Source organism: Rosistilla carotiformis (genome assembly GCF_007753095.1).
Lineage (GTDB): Bacteria > Planctomycetota > Planctomycetia > Pirellulales > Pirellulaceae > Rosistilla > Rosistilla carotiformis.
Genome location: NZ_CP036348.1, coordinates 957927 through 978162, shown reverse-complemented (window position 1 = coordinate 978162; position 20236 = coordinate 957927). Strand labels below are relative to the sequence as shown.

The following is a 20236-nucleotide window of genomic DNA, read 5'->3' as shown; positions in this document are numbered from 1 at the left end:
ACTGGCTTGCCAGCGGCACACGCCGGCCTGCGCATCCCTGGTCAAGCGGAGCGAGCCCCGCGAGCGAAGTGCAGGCCTGGGGAACGTATCCGCGGCGATCAACCCAAGAACCAACGGTCCGGCAATTTGCCGTCGACCGAATGAACGTTTCCCTCGCTCCAACCCGCAATCTTCCAACGCTCACAGGTCGACTATGACCTTGAACCTTATTCGTGTCCTCACGCTAAGGGGGCGACGAAACGAGAACCGTCGCAAAGATTGACAGCCTCCCGGCAAGACAATACGCTGACGACAGAATCCCCCTAGCAAACTGGTGATTCGATGAATTATCAGGCGTCCGTAGATCGAGACGTAAACCAATGAATCTCTCGGTGAGAAGAGGACAAAGAGACGAATTCCTCGCTGACCGCGACTCTTGTAAACAAGTTATCGCATCGAAGTAAATGTTGTGGCCAATTGTATTGCCGTTCAAGATCACATTCTGGTCGCTTGCAGGGCTCGTCTCGCTATTGACTCTTCTTTCTCCCGTCCTGAAATGGAAACGCGGTAAAACATTCTTGATCGCGTCTTTGCTTGCGTGTCTAGCATTCATTCCTTCCTGTGCTGGCATCATGGCAGTCCTCGATGCCCAACGCTTTGGAGTCTTCAGCTACGGCACCTATTCCGAGGTTCAAGACTTTCGCATCGAACGTTACCTACCGACATCCGCACGCGAGATCACGCTCGACAAATTTGCGATGGGGCATAGGGCGAAATATGCGATCACCAAAACGGAATTGACGTCTTATCTGGATACGCTATGGCTCAAGGCTGGTCGATACTCCGCTATCTCACGCGAAGAACTTGATGACGGCTCTTCAGTTCCGTTCGACCAGATTGCACACGACTTCGACGGACTCAACTGGCCCAAACTTTCAACCGCGATACGATTTTACAGCCCGATCCAAGGCGATGGTGGTGGGGCGACGTACTACTTTGATCCATCGGCAAACATCGCGTATCATCGGGCCGGATATTGGTAGCGATGACCATGTGATGCAACGGAATACGGGTGGCCTGTTTCCTCTTGTGCATGCAAGTCGTTCGCCCGTCTCCGCAGGTCACCGCCGCTACCCACTCATTGAATAATCTTTGTCACGCTCGTCCTAACGCTTCACCGGTCGTGCTGGATGCCGACAAGAAGCATGTCGCCGCATTTACCGCGAGAAAGGGACATGCAACACACCCCAGGGCTAGCGGACAAGCGCCGATCAAGGAAGGGGCGAATGCGAAGCCGTTTCGGGGAACGAATCGCCTGAAGCCTTGACTCCAACGCCTACGCTGTTACCAAGACGTTCTACACCTCAAAGGAAGAGAGGTTCGAAACGGTACTTACTGGGGGCCACAAATCACTGCGAGAGCTGGGTTCGCTCCAAGCGGTGGTCAAGGCAAAAAACTTCCCGATAGTATTTACCGCAAATGCCTTTCGGCATTCCACGTTTCCATGGCAGGCTGCCTTGTTGCCGTGTAGGGTTGCACAGACGCTTTTGTCAAGGATTTGGCCTGTTTCGCATCGCTCGCTCGTTCGCCTTGGCTACCTTCCAGTTAACCAGTTATCCAGGTCGGACGGGCGAGCCGCGATGCCATCACGGGATTGACAACTGAAGGGACTTACATCACACAGCGTCCCCATCGGGCGACCCGAAGCATGATTTTGGCAACACAGCCGAAGGCATTCGGCTGCGGTGGCTATCAACGCTGCTTTGTCCCATCGCTGGTTTCGGCGACTTCCACCGCGGGCAGGACACCCAAGTAGCTCAACAGGTTGCTGATCTCCGACAGCGACAACGTATCGAGCAGCCCTGAGGGCATCGTGCTGGTGTTGCTTGGTTGGATCTGATCGATGTCCCGTTTCGCGATCGTGGTGACTTGGTTCTTCGCGTCACGAATCGTCACCTGATCCCCATCGCTGGAAGACATCAGACCGTTATATACCTTGCCATCGAGCGTCATCACTCGCTTGGACTGGTATTGGTCGCTGATCACGTGCGATGGATACAAAATCGATTCGACCACTTCTTGCTTGGTGAAACGACGTGCGGTTTGCGTTAGATCGGGTCCCACGCTTTGGCCTTGACCACCAAACCGGTGACAACTGGCACACTGGGCCGATGTAAACAGCTCGCGTCCCTTGGTGGGATCGCCAACGCGTCCCTGTTCGGTTCGCAAGTAATCGAGCAATTGCTCCATGTCCCATTTCGATTCGTCTTCGCCCGGCAGTTCCGCGGCTGACTTACTAGGATAGCTGCGGGCATACCAGTCCTGCCACGGACGCATCGGTTCCTTTTCGTCGCGTGGCGGTTGGAATCCGGTCCAATGTTCCAGTAGCGCCAACGATTGCTTCGGCGAAGCCCCATTTTCGATCGCTCGCAATCCTAACAGGATCACTTGCCGCAACGCTTCCGGGTCATCGGTCGCGATCTCAACGGTCGTCAATTGCGCCAAAACGTCCACCGCGGCCGCGGGTTCGAGGATGTTCAGCGAGCGAACTAAGTAGTCCCAGTTTTCGCCATCGGGATACAGTGCCAATCCCATCGCGACAGGGGTTCGGCGTTCGGGTTCTTCACGCCAAATCTTGCGGAGATGAGCTTGGGACTGATCGTCCCCGGCCATCGCCAACATCGCAACGACGCCCGTTCGCAAGCGGCGATAAACGTCGCTGGTGTGACGATCGGTGCTGATCGAAATGTCTAGGTCGCGAAGCATCTCGGCGGTCTCGGCATCGATTGGACGCGGCAATTTGAAGATTGCCGCCAAGGCCGCGTTGGGCCACTTGTCCCCTTCTTCCAGGATCACGCGGGCTTCTTGTTCGGTCAGATGTTTCCCAAAGTCGCGGGTTACATTCATCATGTACAACGGATAACTGCCGCCGGCTTGAGCCAACGCCGCCTCTTCGTAGAAACGGATCAATTCGAACCGCTGTTCGGGCGTCCAATCGTAGTCCATGAACTGCAAATGCATCGCGACATGTGTGCGGTCTTCTTCGGGCGCGTCGCTGCGGAGGTACTCCATCGCGCGATCGACGATCGATGTCGCTTGCAGGTAGGCACACAGACGGACGATCTCGCGATTCATCCGCGGTTCACCTGTTGGAAACTCTTCGGCGATTCGATCGCGCAAGCCAGGCACATCCGCAGGCCGGATCTTGCCACGATGCAGCGCGACTTCGGTCACACGCAGTAGATCGATAAAGTCCCCGTCGCTGAGGAAGTCTTCCATCAGATTTGTCATCTTGGCGAGCACAGCGGTCGCGACCGCTTTGTCGGTCGAACGGGTGACCAGCGCCAAACCACCCATGATGGCGATGCGCGGTTGATCCGACTGCAGCACAAGATCTTGCCACTGGTGGACGGGGGTCTGTTCCAGTAATCGCCGCGCGGCAAACGCTAGCTGGCGATCGTGATCGGCGAGCAAAGGAAGCAGTTGTTCCACGGGAGCCGTCTCCCCTGATCGCAACAGCGCTTCACATGCGGAACGGCAGACACCGGGATCGGTATCGGCGAGCATCTCGACCAAGCGTTGTGCGGTTTCTTGGCCTGGGGTCAATCCCATCATTTCAGCCGCTTTGCTCCGAACTGCCTCGCTTTTCGCATGGCTCAGTTCCAGGATCAATTCTTCGCTAGGCAGCGGTCCAAACAACTGCATCAGATTCATCGCACGGGTTCGATAATGCGGTGGGTTGTCGTCGCTAAAGGCAACCCCAGCAACCAGTTCACCCCATTCCGAACCGAGTTCTTTTTGTACGCCGGCGATCTTCTGCCGTGCGTAGGCCGAATCCAACTGTGGTTGGCGAATTGCCGCGGCGACCCCGCTGCCAAGATTTTTTACGCGATCGGGAACGTCGCCATCCCACAAAACGCGATAGATCCCGCCCGCAGTCCCACGTCCACCGGTGGCGAAGTAGAGCGCCCCCTGCGGTCCGACCGCCAGGTCGGTCACGTTCAACGGTTGGCCTTGCAAAAAGACCTCGCTGTCGGCGGTGTAACCTGCTCCTTGCTTCTTCAAATTGACCGACAAAATGCGTCCCTCGGACCAATCGGCCAGGAACAGTGAGTTTTGATATTTGGCGGGGAACATGAAGTGGTCGTAGACCGTGGCTCCGGTAGGCGAACCACGCCCGGTTTCGAGCACGCTGGGAACGCGGTCAAGGTAATGTTCAGGCCATTTCGACCACCCGCTGCGCCAGCCAAACTCGGCTCCTTCGGCGACTTCAAACAACAGCGTCGGCCGATACCAGGGCGCCCCGATGTCCGATTCCATGTCGCTGTCGTGAACAAACAATCCACCATCAGGATGGAACGCCAGGTCGTAGGCGTTTCGCAAGCCACCAGCGACACGTTGCACGCTGCGGCCTTCAATATCGGTACGGAAGACGATCCCGCCGGGCGCTTTGACTCCCAATGCGTGTCCACCGGGATCTTCATATTTGGGAACCAGATCTCCTTCGTAGCTGGTCTTCAGCGTCGTGCCAGGGCCCTTGTCGGCCTTGACTTGCACGTGATTTCCAACGACGCAGTAAATCATGCCATCGGGGCCCAAGGTCAACCCGTGGCCACCATGTTCGCCGGGGCTACCTTCGAACTTGACGATCAGACGAACCTCTTCCAGCGTTCCATTGCGGTCCCGATCGCTCAAGCGATACATGCCCGCTCCTTCGGGACCATAACCTGTAACAAAGACTTCGCCGTTGAGCGCCAAAATACCCTGGCAGCTTTCGACCTTGTCACAATAGGTGCGAACCTCTTCGGGAATCGAATCCCCATCGCGGTCGAAGATCAGCAGCAGCGGACCGTTTTCTTGCGAGGCAATGATATGTCCAAATTCGTTGAACGCCATCGCGATCACCGAACCGACCTCTTTGCTGTCGAACACGCGTTGGACGGTGAAGCCGGGCTGGATCATGAAGCGTTCGCTATCGTGATGCGACTTCTCCGCGACCACATCGGCTTGGCGATCCCAAGGAATCGTGCTGCCCAGCTGGCCAAACGATTGCGCCTTCAACCAACGACGATCGTTGTACAGTGCCGTTTGCCACATTGGTTGCGCGGCATTGGCGACAACCCACGTTTCGTCGCTAGAGAACGAAAACCATTGGCCACCGGTAGCCGCTTGAATTTGCACGCGAGCTGCCAACGCGGCGGTCGATCCACGCAGATTGCTGACCTTGACCGCAACCACATTGCGACCGATTGCCAAGAAACGCGTGATGTTGAATTCGTCCAACTTGCGGGCACTGCTGCCCGATCCGACCAAGCGTCCGTTGACATACAGCTCATATTCGTCGTCGGCCGCGATCGTGACGCGACCGGTGACCTGAGCGCGAACGTTGAAACTTTTGCGGAAGTAGCATTCACGCCCTTCGGGGATGCTATCTTGCTTGAATCCCGGAGCCCAGATCCATTCGGCTTCCTGCGCGGACAAACCGCTGGCAGAAGCAAGGATCAGCGAGCTGATAAGAACGCAAAGGCGATTGCGGATGATTCGATTGCCGTTCATGGCTGGCTCTTCTCTCTCAGGTCCTTCGAGATTCTTGAGTGAATTGTCGTTCGACGTTACCCGAATCTCGGAAACCAAGGCAAGAGCGATTTATGCGCCACGCCGACCTTTTAAGCGGCGTCGCTAAGCCAGCTGCGAAGCACATTGGCTGCCGCGTCGGGATTGCTTTCGACGATCGAATTCAGTTCATCGCGGAGATTCGTTCCAGTGACCTCCAGCGAAGGGGCCGTCGAACCGGCAACAGGTTGTTCGTCGTGCAGGGCCAATTCATCCTCGGGCAACTGCGGGATCTCCAAACCGAAACCATCGGCGAAGTCGGCGGTAGGCCTTGCCGGCGGCGCCTTGAGTGCACTGCGGGCGACCAGCAGTGCAACCAATGCGAGTAAGACCAGCGCGATCGATTGCCAGGAGGAAGCCAACCATGCGGTCGCCCGGCTTGTGGTTTCGGGAATCAATTCCGTTGGGCTGGCCAGGTCGGGATAATCGATCACGGTGACCAGCGGCGAACGATCATCGCCGGCACGCAATCGCGGAATGATCGTGGTCACCGCGCTGGTGATCTCCTCTTTGGTGGACGTTCGCAATCGTTCGCGATCGGCCGCCGACAACGGCGGCACGTCGTCCGATTCTTTATCGGGATTTTCGGCCAGCCAGGAGCTCTTCCACAATTCGTCGTAATAGCTGCCTCGCAGACTGATCACGACCGAGGCGCGAATCGGTCGCAAGCCGGCCAGCTTGGTTTGCGTGTGGGTGGTGCCGACCACTTTTTCGGTCTGCTCGCTGGTTTCGGTTTCCTTGTTGCGGTCGGCTAGTTCTTCGACTCGGGCCGCTTGGTTGCCATAGGCATTCGACGCGACACCCGGTACTCCACCGGATTGCGGACGGGTCGATTCCACCGAACGGGAACTGCTCTGCTCTTTGAGCGTTGCCGGGTTGGAATCGTACTTCAGCTCGGTCGATTCGGAATCCATCGTCGGATCCAGTTCAACGTCGACGACGACCCGCGGCGCTCCGTAGCCCGCCAACGCATGACGGATTTTGGTTTCCCAGGCGCGTTCGTAGTGACGTTTGGTGCGGTAGTGTGGGTTGTTTTCATCGATCCAGGGATCTTCGGTCGCAGCCCGTGCATTGGTATCGGTGACCGTCACGTCGGACGCTTCCATGCCAGCGAAGGCCGCCCGCACGAGATCGGCAATCTCCTTTTTGGTGTAGGGGGACAGCGGATCATTGCCGTGGGGAACGATCACGATCGATGCCGATTGTTTTGGTTTGGAAGCAAATCCCTGCCGCTGGGAATCGTAAAAGACCGAAGCCTTGCGGACTTCGGGAAACTGCATGATCCGCCCGGAAAGATCGATCTCCTTCCCCTTCATGATCCGTTTTTCCAACAGATTGTTCGACGCGAAGGGACTCGAATTATAAAGTGCATCTTGCGTCGCGGCGGCTTCTTCCAAAGGGATCGCGTTCCCATCGCTCAAGGCCCGCAGATAGACGTCGCGTGTCTCTCCCGGAACGGCGATCCGGCTGCCGACAAATTCGTAATCGCGCAGCTCCGCATTTCCAAACGCGATCTCCGCCTTGCGAATATCCTCATCGGTCAACAACCGCCCACCAAACAGATACTGCTTTGCTTCGGAGCTTTCCGACTTCAACAACAGTCCCACCCCGACAACGATCACAGCCACCAACATCCCCGCGATCATCCGCGATTGCAGCGGCATGGCGGTGAAGTTGTCGCGGATCTGATTCCAGAAGTTGCCGAAGGTGTTCATGGTGCCGTGAAGGTGAATGGACTAGTGATGAAACAACATCCCAACGCATGGAGCGGCGTGAGGATTAGATTTGCATCTGGTTGATCTCGCGATACGCTTCGACCAATTTATTGCGGATCTGCTGCATCAAGCGGAACGACATATCGGCCTTTTGCACCGACGTCAGCACTTCGATCCGATCGACATCTTTTCCCGTCAACAGGTCGTGCACCGATGCGTTGGCAGAGTTTTGAGTCGCGTTTACCTCTTGGAACCCTTCGATCAATAGGTCCGCAAACTGCTTGTAGCCCGGTTCCGCTGGTTGCGCACCGGGAACCGCCGGGGCGAGCGGCAGTTGTGGAGCTGGAATTCGCAGCGAGACAGGGTTCATAAGTTCGGTCGAATATCAAAAAGGGAGGCCCGAGGTTGGACCTCCGGTTTGGTTCATTCGCAAACGCTCGTTAGGCGATGATCGAAAGGCTTTCACGCCCCAGATTTTTGGTGATCTCCATGACACCGATATTCGCTTCGTAGGAGCGTGTGGCTTCCAAGGCGTCGACCATCTGGGTCGTCATGTCGATATTCGGATAGGCGACGTAACCTTGATATTTGCCTTCTTTGATCGCCAACGGATGTTGAGGTTGATAGCGATAGATTGGTTCGGCATCGCTGATCTCGATCGAATCGACTTTCACTCCCGATACGCCTGGGTTGGTCGAAACCGAGTTGTCGGTTTGGAAGACCACGCTGCGTCCTTTGTACGGTGCCGCTTTGCCGGTTTCGTCTTTGAGCGACGACATGTTGGCGATGTTGCCCGAAATCGTGTTCAAACGGACGCGTTGGGCAACCAGCGCGCTGGTGCTGATGTCTAAAGCGGAGATCATTTAGCTGCCTCGTTTCGATTGATTAAACACGTTCACTGATCGCCACACGCAACGTCTCGAATTGACTCTTCATCAACGCAATCGCGGTGTTGTGGAGGTTTTGGTTCTTGGCGATTTCGGTAACCTGGCGTTCCAGATTGATTTCGCTGCCATCGTGGTACAACAGGTTTTCCATCGCCCGCCGCGGACCATCCATCGGATCGACATCAGCGGCGTCGCCCAGGTTGTAACCGGGAGACGGATTCCGCGTCGCTTCAATCGCCTCGGCCAACGCGGTTTCAAATTCTTCGGTCGACAGGTCCCGCGCCTGGTAGCCGGGCGTGTCGATGTTGGCCATGTTACCGGCCAGCACATTGTGCCGACGCTGGGCAAAGATGGCGCTCTGTTCCAACGCCGGTAACGTGGTCTGATTAAAGATGTTCAGCATCGGAACCTCTTGAACTTCCCGAGCCCACTAAGCGGCTTGTCGACAGATCTGCTGTTTGGCAAACCGAACGGTGACGGCTGCCCCGCCTTGAGCGCAGTCTTGCCAGCTTAATTCCGCCCCGGTCAACTGTGTCGACACGGGAAGCGTGCATTGCCGTTCGAGAACGCCGCGCCCCGTGTCGGCGATCTCCAGTTCGCAAGCGTCCGGAGAATCCCAGCCCACGAAGGCCAATTCGCCCCCGACTTCCATCGACGCGGTCGCTTGTTCGGTCAACGCACAGACAAGTTCAGCCAGCGGCCGCATCGGGGCCGGCATCGGAATCTCGCCCGGAATATCGACTTCCACCGAAAATCGCTGTTCCAGCTCCAGATCACTGATCACTTGATGGACGACATCGGCCAAGCACGCTGGCACTTTTCGAAACTTGGGCATCGCTGCTGCTCCTTGCATTGAGAATCCAAGAAGCTTGATTACGAAGATTCGTCGAACTCAGCAAGGTGAGTCTCGTCGTCAAGTGAATAAGAATTGGAAGATCTTGAATTAAAGTTGGAAAATTCCTGAATTTGTTTCGCCATCGCGTCGCGCTGCGTCGTGGCTTGCCGTTCACACACCGCTTCCATCTCCAAAACCTGTTGTCCCAACGCGTTGCACTGCTGGGCCGCCGCTTGGCAACGGCCGCGAAGCTCCGGCGAAGGCCAGACCAGTTCACCCGCCAATTGGATCGTGGAGATCGCATCCTGCAGTCGCTGCAGATCGCTGATCAAGGTCTGCTTTTCAGCTAGCAAATGCAGTAGCGCCGTGGCATCTCCCGTCTCGATCATCTGCCGTTGCTGTTCCCCTTTCTCCAACAGCGCGACCAGCAAATGAAACTTTTCGTCGACCAGCTGGCTCAGACGTGAGGCGGCATCGGCGTGGGGGTGCAAGGTCATGGGGTTAGCATCGCGATTGCAAAGAAGGGGAGGGGGGAGAATAAAAGCGGCGCGGCGCTCAACCGTTCAGCAGCCATTGCAGGAACTGCGACCATCCGGCTCGATCATAACGTGTCGTTTGCGCGAAGCGATCGTCGTATTCCGGTGGAATGCGGTCGAGAATCTGTTGGGCTTGTTTCAAGATCCGTTGCACGTCGGACTGGCGATCCAAGGCATCGAAGCAACGCGATTGTTGAACCAACGCCTCCAACGCGATCGGTTCGTTGATGAAGCGATTGATCGTCGCACTGTACGCCGTGATCGCGTCTTCGTATTTTCGCAGCCCCAGCAGCGCATCGGCTTCGCCCAAATAGCAGTTCCGCAACATCGCTTGCTCCAAATCGGTCAGCGCACCGTCGTCGTTGACGCTGTTGAGGTCGGAGCGCAGTTTGCGGAACGTTTGCGCCGCCGCCGCCAGATGCTGGGAATGGATCAAATTTTGTTCGCGGCGACTGGAATCAAGCGTGTCGGCCATCTCGGCGCGCAACTTGGGCCAAACGGCGGCATAACGATGCGCCTGCGCCGCCAGATAGACCGCCCGTCGCGATTCGCGAAGGCCGGGATAACGCGTGTCCGCCTCTTCAAGCCGGCGGATGGCGGCATCGAAAACCGCTTGGTTTTTGCGATACAAAGGAGCCTGATCTTCGATTGGCGGGGTGGCTTGATTCGGTTTGGGCGTTGTCAGGGCAAAGTGATTTGCGAGCGCCTCGGCGTACAACAACTCCCCCAACGCGAGCAACGAATCGCGCCAAGCCCGGCTGTCGGGAGCCAGCAAGCCATCGTGCAGGTTGGCCTCTAGAAAAGCTTGCGCGGCGCTAACATCTCCCAGCTCGCGAGCCGCTTGGGCTGCCAAAATACGCGCTTCGTAAGAGAGGCTGTCGCGCGGGAACTCGGCGATACAGGCGTCGCAGACCCGCATCGCGGTCGCAAAGTCGCGCAGCGCGAGCAGCGCTTTGGCCTGCAGGATCATCCCCTGCGGCAGTTGATCGCGGCGTTGATATTTCAAATACGGTTCCAGCAGATCCAAACAGGGCTGGTACAAATGGCCGAGGTCGTACTGTTGAATCGCGTCCCACAACAAGTCGGGATACTGTGGCGAAGTAAACCACAACTCAGCAGCTTGAGCGTAGGCTTTGCCGGCGAGGGCATGCAATTCTTTCGAGCGTTCGAGTGTTGCCCGATCGGCAGTGGAATCGGCGCGGAGGTTTTGTTCCAAGTGCGACTTTCCCCAAGCGGCATAGCTGGCCGCCTCCATCCGCAGCGTATCGGCGGGCTCAAAAATCGGGCGTAGTTCCTGCGTCACTTCGATCGCGGTTTCAAAACGCTGCTGCCGGCGGAGATTATCGACCACGCTGCTCAGCCGGCGGCGGAATTCATCCAACGAAATCAACCGCGGATCGAAGCCGGTCGGATCTCCCAAGTCGCGGGCGAGATACGTCGATGTCCCGATGCACTCTTCGGCCGTGCCATGATCCACAAGGATCTCCAGCTCTTCGATCGCTCCCGCCAAAGAGACTGCGGGGTCGACGTGATTCTGACGGACCGCTCCAAACAACCCCAGAGCTTTGTCATATTCCCCCAGCAACCGTTGCGCCTGACCGGCGACCAACATCGCGTCGAGTCCCAAGCGTTCATCAGCGGTCCGCGCAATCTCAACCAATTGCCCCAATGCGTCTTCGATGATCTGCCGCGCTTCGGGTGAAAGCGCTTTGGCAGCAGGGGCCCCCCGCCGGCGCTCGCGGATCATTTCCGAGGCCCGACCCAGCTGAATCTTCGTCACCTCCAACTGCGGCTTGGCTCCCAAACTGGGCTCTAGCGCAGCCTGCTTGGTTGCTGCAAGGGCGGCGTCCCAGGCACCTTGCTCGCGAAGAATTCTCGCTCGCAACAAATTGCCTTCGGCGCGTTCGACGCTGTCGAGCGTCTGCAGCGTCAGATATTTGTCGATCGTCGACAAAGCCGCCGCGGAGGAATACTCAGCTGACCGCAATTGGGAATCGGCAAGCGGTGGCAAGAACTTCCGCTGCGCATCGACACGATTCTGGATGCCCTGTTCAAACCCCTTGGCAGCCCCCGCAAAATCACCGGTACGATAGTCCGCGTGGGCCAGCAACAGCGTCCCTTCGCGGGCATAGCTCTTGGGGAATCCGATCAATTCGGCATGCTTCAGCTTGCCAACGACCTGGCTCAACTGAACGCGTCGCGCGTCGAGTTCGGGCACTTCGAACGCTTGCTGGACCGCGGCGGCGGCATCGAGAAAAGCGTGCAGTTGACGCTGATCGTCGGTCCAATCGGGGCTGGCAGTCAGCGCGTTGGTGAGGGAACTGACCACCTTCCAACGGCGTTCGTTGAATTCTTCCCGGGCAAGCTTGAGCGTGGCATCCACGTTGACAGCGGAGCGCTGGGTGAAGGTGGCGAACAAAGTCGCGAAGGTACCCAACGCAACCAGGGCGAGGACCGCGATGCTGGCCATCCTCCAGGGACTCACCGGCTTGGCGGTTACTTCGTTTTCGGCCGTCGTTTCGTCCAATGAAAGGCCTAGTTCGAGCTTTGTTTAGTTTGCGGAGAACTCAACCGGTTCGGTGTCGCACATCGTCGCGGTCCGTAGCGTGTCGATTCCTGTGATCAGCGCCATGATCCATTCGTTCACATCGCTGAGGATCTGCGGGTGCAGTTCGTTGCGAACATCGTATTGTCGTAGATCCAATCCAACCCGAGCGGCATGCAAATGTCGCAGGTCGCGGCAGAGATCGTTGGTGGGGTAGGTGGATTCGTCGGTTCCCAAGGCCATCATCATCGGCAACTTGCGGGCCGCGGCGAGATTCGCCAGCGGACGCGAGCCTGTCGGAAAGCGGCCTCCCAAAGAGATCGCTCCAGCAAAGGCGGCGGGATGACGCAAGGCGGTTCGCAAAGCCATCGTGCCCCCTTCGCGATAACCAACCACGCAAACCCGGTCGCGATTGATGTTGTAACGCGTACTGGCGAGATCGATCGCATCGAACAGAGATTGTTCGGTGATCGCGATCCCCGATTCACTCTGCAACCATGAGAAACCGTGCCCCTGCGAATCGGTGGCACGTGGCGCTCGGACACCGACGCCGATGTAGTTCTGCATGCTGATGGCAGGAACAACACTGGACATCTGCGATTGATCGCTGCCTTCGTTGTGCAGCCAGATTACCAGCGGGTATTGGTAATTGGGTTCGTATTGAACGGGAAGGAAGAAGGAGGATCGGCCGCAGGTTTCCAGCGTCACTGCGGACTGCGAGTGCTGCTTTTTTGCCCATGAGAAGTTACCACTCGCCGAAGCGTTTTCAGACCAAAGACGGTTCATAGTCGACATGTCCTGGGGACCGAGAAAGGGAAAGGCCTGGACGGCCATTCAGCTCGCGAGAATCGGAACGTTTTAGATTTCCTTCGTGTATCTGTCAACACTAAGATTAGATATCAAATCGCCGCTCTTGGTCGTTCCCGCGAGCGCTTCGACGCCCCAAGAGCCAGCGATTAACATCCCGATTCCACGGACCACAAAAACCATGCCGGCAATCGTGGCGGCTTGTCCAATGGCAACTATGCCGACAACAAACCATCCATTGTTGCGACCAAACTCTTGACCGCGTCGACGCTCTTTTGGAAGTTTGTTTTTTCTTCCGAGGTCAGTTCCAATTCGATGATTTTCTCGACGCCATCGTTCCCCAAAATACAAGGAACACCAACGTAAAATCCGCCAACACCGTATTGGGTGTCACAATAGGCAGCGCAGGGAATCAGGCGTTTCTTGTCTTTGACGATCGCTTCGACCATCTGAGTGCAAGCGGCCGCTGGTGCGTAATAAGCGCTTCCAGTCTTCAGCAGCGAGACGATTTCGGCACCGCCGGTGCGAGTGCGATCGACGATTTCGTCGAGCCGTTGCTGTGATAGCAATTGAGTCACGGGGATCCCGCCGACGCTGGTGCAGCTGGGGATTGGCACCATCGTGTCGCCGTGGCCACCCATCAACATGGCGCTGATGTCTTCGACGCTGACACCCAATTCCATCGCCAGAAACGCGCGATAGCGTGCGGTATCCAAGACGCCCGCCTGGCCAACCACCTTGTTCGGTGCGAACCCGGTGACCTTCAACATCTGTTGGACCATCGCATCCAAAGGATTGCTGACCACGATCACAACGGCATTGGGGCTTGTCGCCTTGATCTGTTCTCCAACGCTGGAAACGATCTTCGCGTTGGTCGCCAGCAGGTCGTCGCGGCTCATTCCCGGCTTGCGTGGGATTCCGGCGGTGACAACGATCACGTCGCTGTCACGCGAATCTTCGTAGCTGGTGGTACCGACGATATTGCTATCGAATCCCATGATCGGCGAAGCTTGCATCAGGTCCAAGGCCTTCCCCTTGGGCATGTCTTCGGTGGCGGGAATATCGAGCAAAACGATATCGCCCAGTTCTGCCGCGGCACACCAATGAGCACAGGTGGCGCCGACATTTCCGGCTCCGATGATCGTAATTTTAGCTCTTTTCATGTCTGACTTTCTGGAGGGGTGAGAGGATTCATTTTCAGTGGCCCCAAGGGCCGTTTGACCGTTGCCCGACGATTATAACGCGTCGGGGCAAGCTTTGGCACAGCACCACGAAAAGCGTTCCCCACACATTACCTTAGAACAGCCAGCGGGAGGACGAACCCCTTGAACTACGATCTCAACCCGTCGGCGCAGAAGGCTTGCTGTCGTCCAAGCTGGGAATGACATCGGGAAGCGAACGATTCCGTTTTGCCCGACTCTGGCGGTCCGCACGCGCCGCCTTGGTCAAATAGGCAATCGTGGCAAGCAGGCCACCCAAAAACAGAATCGCGATCAGCCAACCGATTCGGGCGAGGCTTGCCTTGGCCGACCCGGGCGGCTTCATTTTGATAGCAGTGGCAGCGATCAAGGGTCCGATCTGCCGATCGCCCCCCTTGCTGCTGACGAAATCGGTTTCGTAGGTCCATAACCGATAGAAGAAACCGTCGACGTCGATCATTGCCTTATGCATCAGCATCGCCTTGGTCACGCGGCCATCCTGGCTGACCAGTTCGTTCAAGAACGGCGGCAACTCGAGCATCGCCAAGGTGACCGGATAGCGATTGCCGAACGTGATCGGATCGCCGCCCTCTTTGGGCTGGATTCGTACTTCGGCGTTATCCAGGTCGCCAAACGCATCGATCTCCCAATAATGATCTTGCCCGATCTGTGACATCAGCGACGGGGCGACGATCTGTTGGATCCGCGCCGTTTCCAAACGGACACGAATGAACTGGCCGATCAGCTTTTGCGATTCCGCTGTGCTTAACAAGACCTGCGGCCGAATCGATTCGGGAACATGCGTAGCGTCGTCGGGCACCGCGGCGGCAGCTTTTAGAAAGTCGTAAAACGCCGTCGATTCCGCTGCCGAGAGCGCCGATCGGTTCCGCTGTTGGATCAACCCCATCTGCCCGACATTAAACCCGGCTTGACTGAGCATCAACCAGCCAGCGGGCATCGACATGTCGGGATCCGACTCGGTCGGAAACCATTGCACGTGGCCGCAGACCAAAAGCCCCGGAGCTGCCTGAGAGGGACTGGCGATCAGAAATCCGCGTGCCCCCATCGGTTGACGCAACGTTTTAGCGGTCTTCCATTGCGACGGAATCTGCTGACACAGCAGCCCCATTTCCTCGTCCTCGACCACAACGTTGACAAGCCACATCGTGTCAAAGTCCAACGATTCGGCGAGCCGCGGGGGGATCGGTATCTTCTGCACCGCAACGGCTTCACCTTGAACGGCCACCGCATGGGGCAGATTCGGGGCAGGGGACGAGGGCTTTTCCAACAGCTCGGAAAGTTGGCGATCGCCGATCCGACCAATCCGCCACATCACGCGGGCCGCTTCGGTCGGCACAGCACTGGTCTCGGATTGTGCTATCCACCACTGTCGCACCGCTTGCAGGTCCGCTTCGGTAACTCCTGGAATGGTCGAATCGATCGCGGGGTCGTTCGATTGGGCAAGACCTGGATCGGCCCCGACGAAGCTTAAGACCATCAGCAAGGTTAACGCGACAGTGCGGGTTTTCATTTCGTTCACATCACTCCAGTTTGTCGAACAGCTTCAGATCGGGTTGGGTTCGCTTTTGACGCAGCTGCCGCGAGTGCCGTTCGTTGCGGCGAACACTCCAGTACCAGAGCCCCGTGACGGCGATGGCGATCAGCGCCGCGGCGGCAACAGCCATTGCGATCGCCGATCGCGGCGGCGCGACGGAGCGCGACGAGGTGGCCTGCGGAACCGGTTGAATTCGGGCGACCAACAACGGCGCTTGATCGTACCCACCAGCCGACCGGTACAAGTAGCGTTTCAGGAACAGACCGTCGATATCGACCATCGGCCCACTGTCGTCGACTCCCGTTTCCGGAAGCGCAGCGACCTGTTCGGAAACCTCCGGACTGTAGACGACGACCGGTCGCTCCGATCCATCGATCGGTCGCAACCAAACCATCCAGTAGTGATCGATTCCAAACGAGTTCGATTTGGCATCGATCCGCGTGGCCTGAACGGCGCGACCATACATCCGTACATGTCGCCCGCGATAGATCACCGATTGCTCGATCAACGGGACGACGCCGATGTAGACCGGATCGTCCGAGAACGAATCGTTCGCAGCCACCCGTTCCAACGTGCGATAAAACGCTTTGAAATCCCCACCATTCCAGACCGTGCCATCTTCGATCGTGTCGAAGTAGGTCGCATCGAGCGCGGCTTGCAACGCGTCCAAATACGTCGATTCACTCGCCTTCCATCCGGCATCGCCAGGTTCGGAATCGGCCGTGATGGCCAGCATGGATTCGAATTCCGTCGGGTCTGGGAAACCCGCTTGCCGAGCCGCACTGGCAACGGACGCACCAAGCGTGTCGTCGGGCGCATCGTCGGCAGGATTCGAAGGATGGCGGATCGCCGCCAGGCGACGAGTCAACGCGTCGCGTTCTTCGGGACTCAGCAGCGCCACCAACTTCCGAAAGTCGTGCGTCTCGGCAGACTGCGATGGCACCGCGGGCAAAAAGGTCGGCTGGCTGGGAATTTCGATTCCCGCGGGAGTTGTGATCGGAACTCCCAACCGCGCAAAAATCTTGCGGTAGACTTCGGGATCCCCAGCCTGCTGCATCAACAACAGGACCAGAACCAAGGCGAGCGTCAGCGTGCTCAGCCGCCGCCCGTTGGATCGGGCCGTCGATTGGGGATGGTTCCGCTGACGATACAGCGAGCGTTCAGTCAGTGAACTGCGGATTTTCATTGGGATGATCGGTACAGGAGATACAATAGATTATAGGTTTTCCGGTATCCCGGCGGTTGCCTGTTGTAAGCCGACAGAGGGTCTTTATATTGAATAGACGCGGAAGCTAGGCAGTACAAAGGCGATACAGGACCAGATTCCGCCCTAACGACCAGGTTGAGCACTTCCCCTCCACGCTCCACCTTCATGTTACCAGAAATAGCTCGAACGTACCTTTTCCGAGATGGGCATAGTTCATGCCTAACGCCTCCCCAAGCTGATTGATTCAGGGTTCGAATGATCCACCAAACCAAGATGGTCCTGACGGGACTGCTCGCGATTGGATTTGCTGTCGTCTCGGTACCGCAGCGAGTCTCCGGTAGCGAACCTGCTGAAATGTATTTGAAACAGCTGCGTGCGAACCGCTATTTCGACATGGCGTTAATCTATCTGGATCGGATCGAAAAAGGGGCCCCCGCCCCCGATGAGATCCGATCGGCACTCGACCTGGAACGCGCCCAAACCTTCTTGGAAATTGCCGGCACGACCCGAGTGCCCACCGTTCGCGACGAGAACTTCTTGAAAGCGGAAGCCGCCTTGCGATCGTTTGTCGACCAAAAGAAGGATCATCCCCGCGTCGCCGAAGCTCGGATGCAACTGGGCAAGCTGTTGTTAACGCGAGCGGTGGTGCTGTTGGAAGGTCGCGACCTGGACGATGCCAAACGCGACACTGCGCGTGGGTCATTGGATGCTGCGGCAACCGTATTCGACCAGATCGTGGAGGATCTTCGCGGCAAGCTGAAAGAGATGCAAGGGAACAAGATCGATCCGGGCGACGCAGCGGCGTTAGCGTTGCGAGAGCGTTATCGCGGTGAGTTTTTAGGAGCCAACCTGTTGGGCGGCGATGTCCGCGAGAGGGCCGGCGACACGTTCCCCAAAGATTCGCCCGAACGAGCCAAACGCTATGATGCGGCGCTGGTCAAATACAAAGAGCTAGCCGAGAAGTACAGCTCGCTGCTACCGGGCGCCCAGGCGGCCTTCTTCATTGGTCGCGTGCAAGAAAAGAAAGGGGATGCCGACGCAGCCCTGATCGCTTACGAAAATACGATGCGACAGCCCGATGTTGAAGCGCTGCGACCGGCCAAGACCGAAGCGGCCGCTCGGGCGGTCGATATCTTGATGTCGAAGAGTCCTCCCAAACTGAAAGAAGCCATCGCGATCGCCGCTCCTTGGATGGGCGGCTTGCGTCCCAATGAACGCTCGCTCCCCGAATGGCAAGTCTTGCGAACGGCTTTGGCCAAAGCCTACCTCGCGACGGCGTCGTCGGAAAAACCGGCCGACGCGCGGAAAACCAAAAGCAACGCCCGTTCGCTGTTGGTTGCCGCGACGAAGGTGCCCGGGCCGCATGTCGACGAGGCGCGGGAACTGTTGGCAAACATCGGAATCGATGTCGCCGACGCGGATGCCGCTCCCGTGGAAGCTCCCAAATCATTCGCCGAAGCGTTGGCTGCCTGCCGTGAAATGATGGACGCTGCAAAGATGGCGGCGCTGCCGATTCAAGTTCTCAAAGATGAGATCGCCCGCGGTGGTGAGAACGTTGCCGAGCTGAAAAAACAACTCGACGAGGGCCAAGCGGATATCGACAAACGCTACGAAGTCGCCTCCAGCACGATCCAACAAGGGCTGGCGATGACGACCCCCGAAGACACGCAGGAGTCGATCAATCAAGGACGCTTCTTCCTGGCGTGGCTCGAATCCCAACGGGCACGCTATTGGGAAGCGGCCGTCGTTGGTGAATTCGTCGCGCGACGCTTCCCCACCGATGCGTTGGCGTTGCAATGTGGATTGGTCGCATTAAACGCTTACCAATCAATGCTGCAAGCGGCTGACAATACGAAGCAAGCCGCGTTGATGCGAAAGATCGAACCGCTGGCGTTGTTCCTATCGGAACAATGGCCCGACGATCCGAATTCCGCCTCGGCGGCCAATCTGTTGGTACAGATCTCCATGCTGGATAAACGCTGGGACGACGTAGAAAAGTACCTTGTAAAGATCCCGTCGGAGTCTCCATCGCGGGCCAAGTTCCAGAACCTGTTGGGGCAGTTCCTTTGGAATGAATATCAACAGCAGACCAAGGACGAACAAACCGAACAAGCGGCGGCGACGCTGCGGCGAAGCATCGAGCAATTGGATGCGGGCTTGAAGCTGGTGCAACGCGACGACGTCGACAACACCACACTCTTGTCGGCGCTGCTGCTGTCAAAAGCCAAGCTACAAAACGACGACGCGAAGGCCGCGTTAAGCATCTTGGAAAACGAGACCTATGGCCCGCTGGTCCGGATGAAAGGCGAGGGTGCCCTAAAATCTCCAGGCCAAGGTTTTGTCCCGGATACCTACCGCACGGCGCTCCAGGCGGTGGTCAGCCAATTAAAAGATGGGGGCGATGGAAGCGAACTGCTGCCCAAAGCCAAGGGGATGATGTCCGACCTGCGAACGGCCTTGGAATCGGAACCCGACGCGAACAAGAAACTGATCGGCATCTATTACTCGTTGGCCAAAGACATCCGCCAACAGATCGAACAGGCCAAGCCCAATGAAAAGGCAAAACTGATCGACGCAGTCAAGCTGTTCCTTGGAAACGTGGGCGAACAATCGAGCGACCCCGCGACGATCCACTGGGTCGCCCAAACCTTTATCGAGATGGGCGAATCGGCGATGGGGGATGTCCCGCCACCAGCGACCGGACAAGCGAAAGACTTGCTCGAAGCAGCGGCGAAACAGCTGCAAGCGTTGATCGACACCCCATCGGAAGACCCCGATGCGGTTCGTCAAATCCGATTCGAACTGGCGACCACATCCCGGATGATGGGGGACTACAAAGAGGCGATCAATCAGCTGGAACAGATCTTAATAGAGAAGAACAGCATGATCGACGCGCAGATCCAAGCTGCCTTGAGCTACCAACAATGGGCGCTCTCGCCCGGATTCAATCCCAAGTACGTCAAGAATGCGTTGAACAGCGCGATGTCGGGCGCACGTCCCGACGCGACGAAGAAGAACACGATCTGGGGCTGGGGAAAACTGGCCAAGTTGGCGCAAGGCAAACCAGCCTTCGAAGCGACGTTCTTCGACGCGCGGTATCGGATTGCAGAGTGTCTGTATCTGACCGGCCAACGTTCGCCCAACCCGAGCGACAAATCAACCTACGGGGAGAAAGCAGAGAAAGTCATTTTGGGAACGCTGCAATTGTATCCCAAGCTGGGCGGCCCCGAAGACGTTCAACGCAACGATCAACTGATTCGCCAGGCTCAGCAGGCGCAATCCAAATCACCGACGGGGCTTCCGAAGTAGGCCGAACCTGATTCCCTTCCCCTGCCAGCCCCGCGCGGCGGTAGCACCC

General features: G+C 57.5%; 14 protein-coding genes. 2 read left to right on the top strand and 12 right to left on the bottom strand.

The genetic code is table 11. The features are described from left to right. Positions 1-611: 611 nt before the first annotated feature. Entirely contained in the window at positions 612-1022 is a 411-nt protein-coding gene (locus tag Poly24_RS03560; RefSeq protein WP_145090552.1) for a hypothetical protein, read from the top strand. A gap of 709 nt (positions 1023-1731) precedes the next feature. On the opposite strand, the gene Poly24_RS03555 is transcribed toward Poly24_RS03560, so the two are convergent. The 12 genes from Poly24_RS03555 to Poly24_RS03500 form a co-directional block, all read right to left on the bottom strand. Continuing rightward, complete coding sequence (locus Poly24_RS03555) at positions 1732-5535, bottom strand: HEAT repeat domain-containing protein (protein WP_231753451.1); 3804 nt, start codon at positions 5533-5535, stop codon at positions 1732-1734. Between the two features lie 110 nt (positions 5536-5645). After that, positions 5646-7307 carry a flagellar M-ring protein FliF C-terminal domain-containing protein gene (locus Poly24_RS03550; RefSeq protein ID WP_145090549.1) on the bottom strand — a complete coding sequence of 554 codons (1662 nt, stop codon included), beginning with the start codon at positions 7305-7307 and terminating at the stop codon, positions 5646-5648. Positions 7308-7371: 64 nt separating this feature from the next. Further along, on the bottom strand, positions 7372-7677 hold the full coding sequence (gene fliE / locus Poly24_RS03545; RefSeq protein WP_145090546.1) for a flagellar hook-basal body complex protein FliE: 306 nt from the start codon (positions 7675-7677) through the stop codon (positions 7372-7374). Between the two features lie 70 nt (positions 7678-7747). Continuing rightward, on the bottom strand, positions 7748-8170 hold the full coding sequence (gene flgC / locus Poly24_RS03540) for a flagellar basal body rod protein FlgC (protein WP_145090543.1): 423 nt from the start codon (positions 8168-8170) through the stop codon (positions 7748-7750). A gap of 22 nt (positions 8171-8192) precedes the next feature. Further along, a complete protein-coding gene (locus Poly24_RS03535) occupies positions 8193-8597 on the bottom strand; it encodes a flagellar basal body rod protein FlgB (RefSeq protein WP_145090540.1) in 405 nt (134 codons plus the stop codon). Between the two features lie 27 nt (positions 8598-8624). Then, complete coding sequence (locus tag Poly24_RS03530) at positions 8625-9029, bottom strand: ATPase (protein WP_145090537.1); 405 nt, start codon at positions 9027-9029, stop codon at positions 8625-8627. A 38-nt stretch (positions 9030-9067) separates the two neighbouring features. After that, positions 9068-9526 carry a flagellar export chaperone FlgN gene (gene flgN / locus Poly24_RS03525; RefSeq protein WP_145090534.1) on the bottom strand — a complete coding sequence of 153 codons (459 nt, stop codon included), beginning with the start codon at positions 9524-9526 and terminating at the stop codon, positions 9068-9070. 58 nt (positions 9527-9584) lie between these two features. Beyond that, positions 9585-12092 carry a tol-pal system YbgF family protein gene (locus tag Poly24_RS03520; RefSeq protein WP_145090531.1) on the bottom strand — a complete coding sequence of 836 codons (2508 nt, stop codon included), beginning with the start codon at positions 12090-12092 and terminating at the stop codon, positions 9585-9587. Positions 12093-12116: 24 nt separating this feature from the next. Next, entirely contained in the window at positions 12117-12896 is a 780-nt protein-coding gene (locus Poly24_RS03515; protein WP_197452296.1) for an alpha/beta hydrolase, read from the bottom strand. A 236-nt stretch (positions 12897-13132) separates the two neighbouring features. Then, positions 13133-14080 (bottom strand): malate dehydrogenase, encoded by a 948-nt coding sequence (gene mdh, locus Poly24_RS03510; protein ID WP_145090524.1) that lies wholly within the window; start codon positions 14078-14080, stop codon positions 13133-13135. Between the two features lie 175 nt (positions 14081-14255). Further along, complete coding sequence (locus Poly24_RS03505) at positions 14256-15647, bottom strand: hypothetical protein (RefSeq protein ID WP_145090521.1); 1392 nt, start codon at positions 15645-15647, stop codon at positions 14256-14258. 10 nt (positions 15648-15657) lie between these two features. Continuing rightward, a complete protein-coding gene (locus Poly24_RS03500; protein ID WP_145090518.1) occupies positions 15658-16857 on the bottom strand; it encodes a hypothetical protein in 1200 nt (399 codons plus the stop codon). Positions 16858-17133: 276 nt separating this feature from the next. Here Poly24_RS03500 and Poly24_RS03495 point away from each other — a divergent pair, with 276 nt between their 5' ends. After that, on the top strand, positions 17134-20187 hold the full coding sequence (locus tag Poly24_RS03495) for a hypothetical protein (RefSeq protein WP_145090514.1): 3054 nt from the start codon (positions 17134-17136) through the stop codon (positions 20185-20187). The last annotated feature ends 49 nt before the right edge of the window (positions 20188-20236 follow it).

Bases quoted from the DNA above. Each gene is read 5' to 3' on its own strand.
- Poly24_RS03515 (WP_197452296.1), bottom strand. From the start codon at position 12,896: ATGAACCGTCTTTGGTCTGAAAACGCTTCGGCGAGTGGTAACTTCTCA.
- Poly24_RS03530 (WP_145090537.1), bottom strand. From the start codon at position 9,029: ATGCCCAAGTTTCGAAAAGTGCCAGCGTGCTTGGCCGATGTCGTCCAT.
- flgC (WP_145090543.1), bottom strand. From the start codon at position 8,170: ATGATCTCCGCTTTAGACATCAGCACCAGCGCGCTGGTTGCCCAACGC.
- Poly24_RS03550 (WP_145090549.1), bottom strand. From the start codon at position 7,307: ATGAACACCTTCGGCAACTTCTGGAATCAGATCCGCGACAACTTCACC.
- mdh (WP_145090524.1), bottom strand. From the start codon at position 14,080: ATGAAAAGAGCTAAAATTACGATCATCGGAGCCGGAAATGTCGGCGCC.
- Poly24_RS03555 (WP_231753451.1), bottom strand. From the start codon at position 5,535: ATGAACGGCAATCGAATCATCCGCAATCGCCTTTGCGTTCTTATCAGC.
- flgN (WP_145090534.1), bottom strand. From the start codon at position 9,526: ATGACCTTGCACCCCCACGCCGATGCCGCCTCACGTCTGAGCCAGCTG.
- fliE (WP_145090546.1), bottom strand. From the start codon at position 7,677: ATGAACCCTGTCTCGCTGCGAATTCCAGCTCCACAACTGCCGCTCGCC.
- Poly24_RS03535 (WP_145090540.1), bottom strand. From the start codon at position 8,597: ATGCTGAACATCTTTAATCAGACCACGTTACCGGCGTTGGAACAGAGC.
- Poly24_RS03560 (WP_145090552.1), top strand. From the start codon at position 612: ATGGCAGTCCTCGATGCCCAACGCTTTGGAGTCTTCAGCTACGGCACC.
- Poly24_RS03505 (WP_145090521.1), bottom strand. From the start codon at position 15,647: ATGAAAACCCGCACTGTCGCGTTAACCTTGCTGATGGTCTTAAGCTTC.
- Poly24_RS03500 (WP_145090518.1), bottom strand. From the start codon at position 16,857: ATGAAAATCCGCAGTTCACTGACTGAACGCTCGCTGTATCGTCAGCGG.
- Poly24_RS03495 (WP_145090514.1), top strand. From the start codon at position 17,134: ATGATCCACCAAACCAAGATGGTCCTGACGGGACTGCTCGCGATTGGA.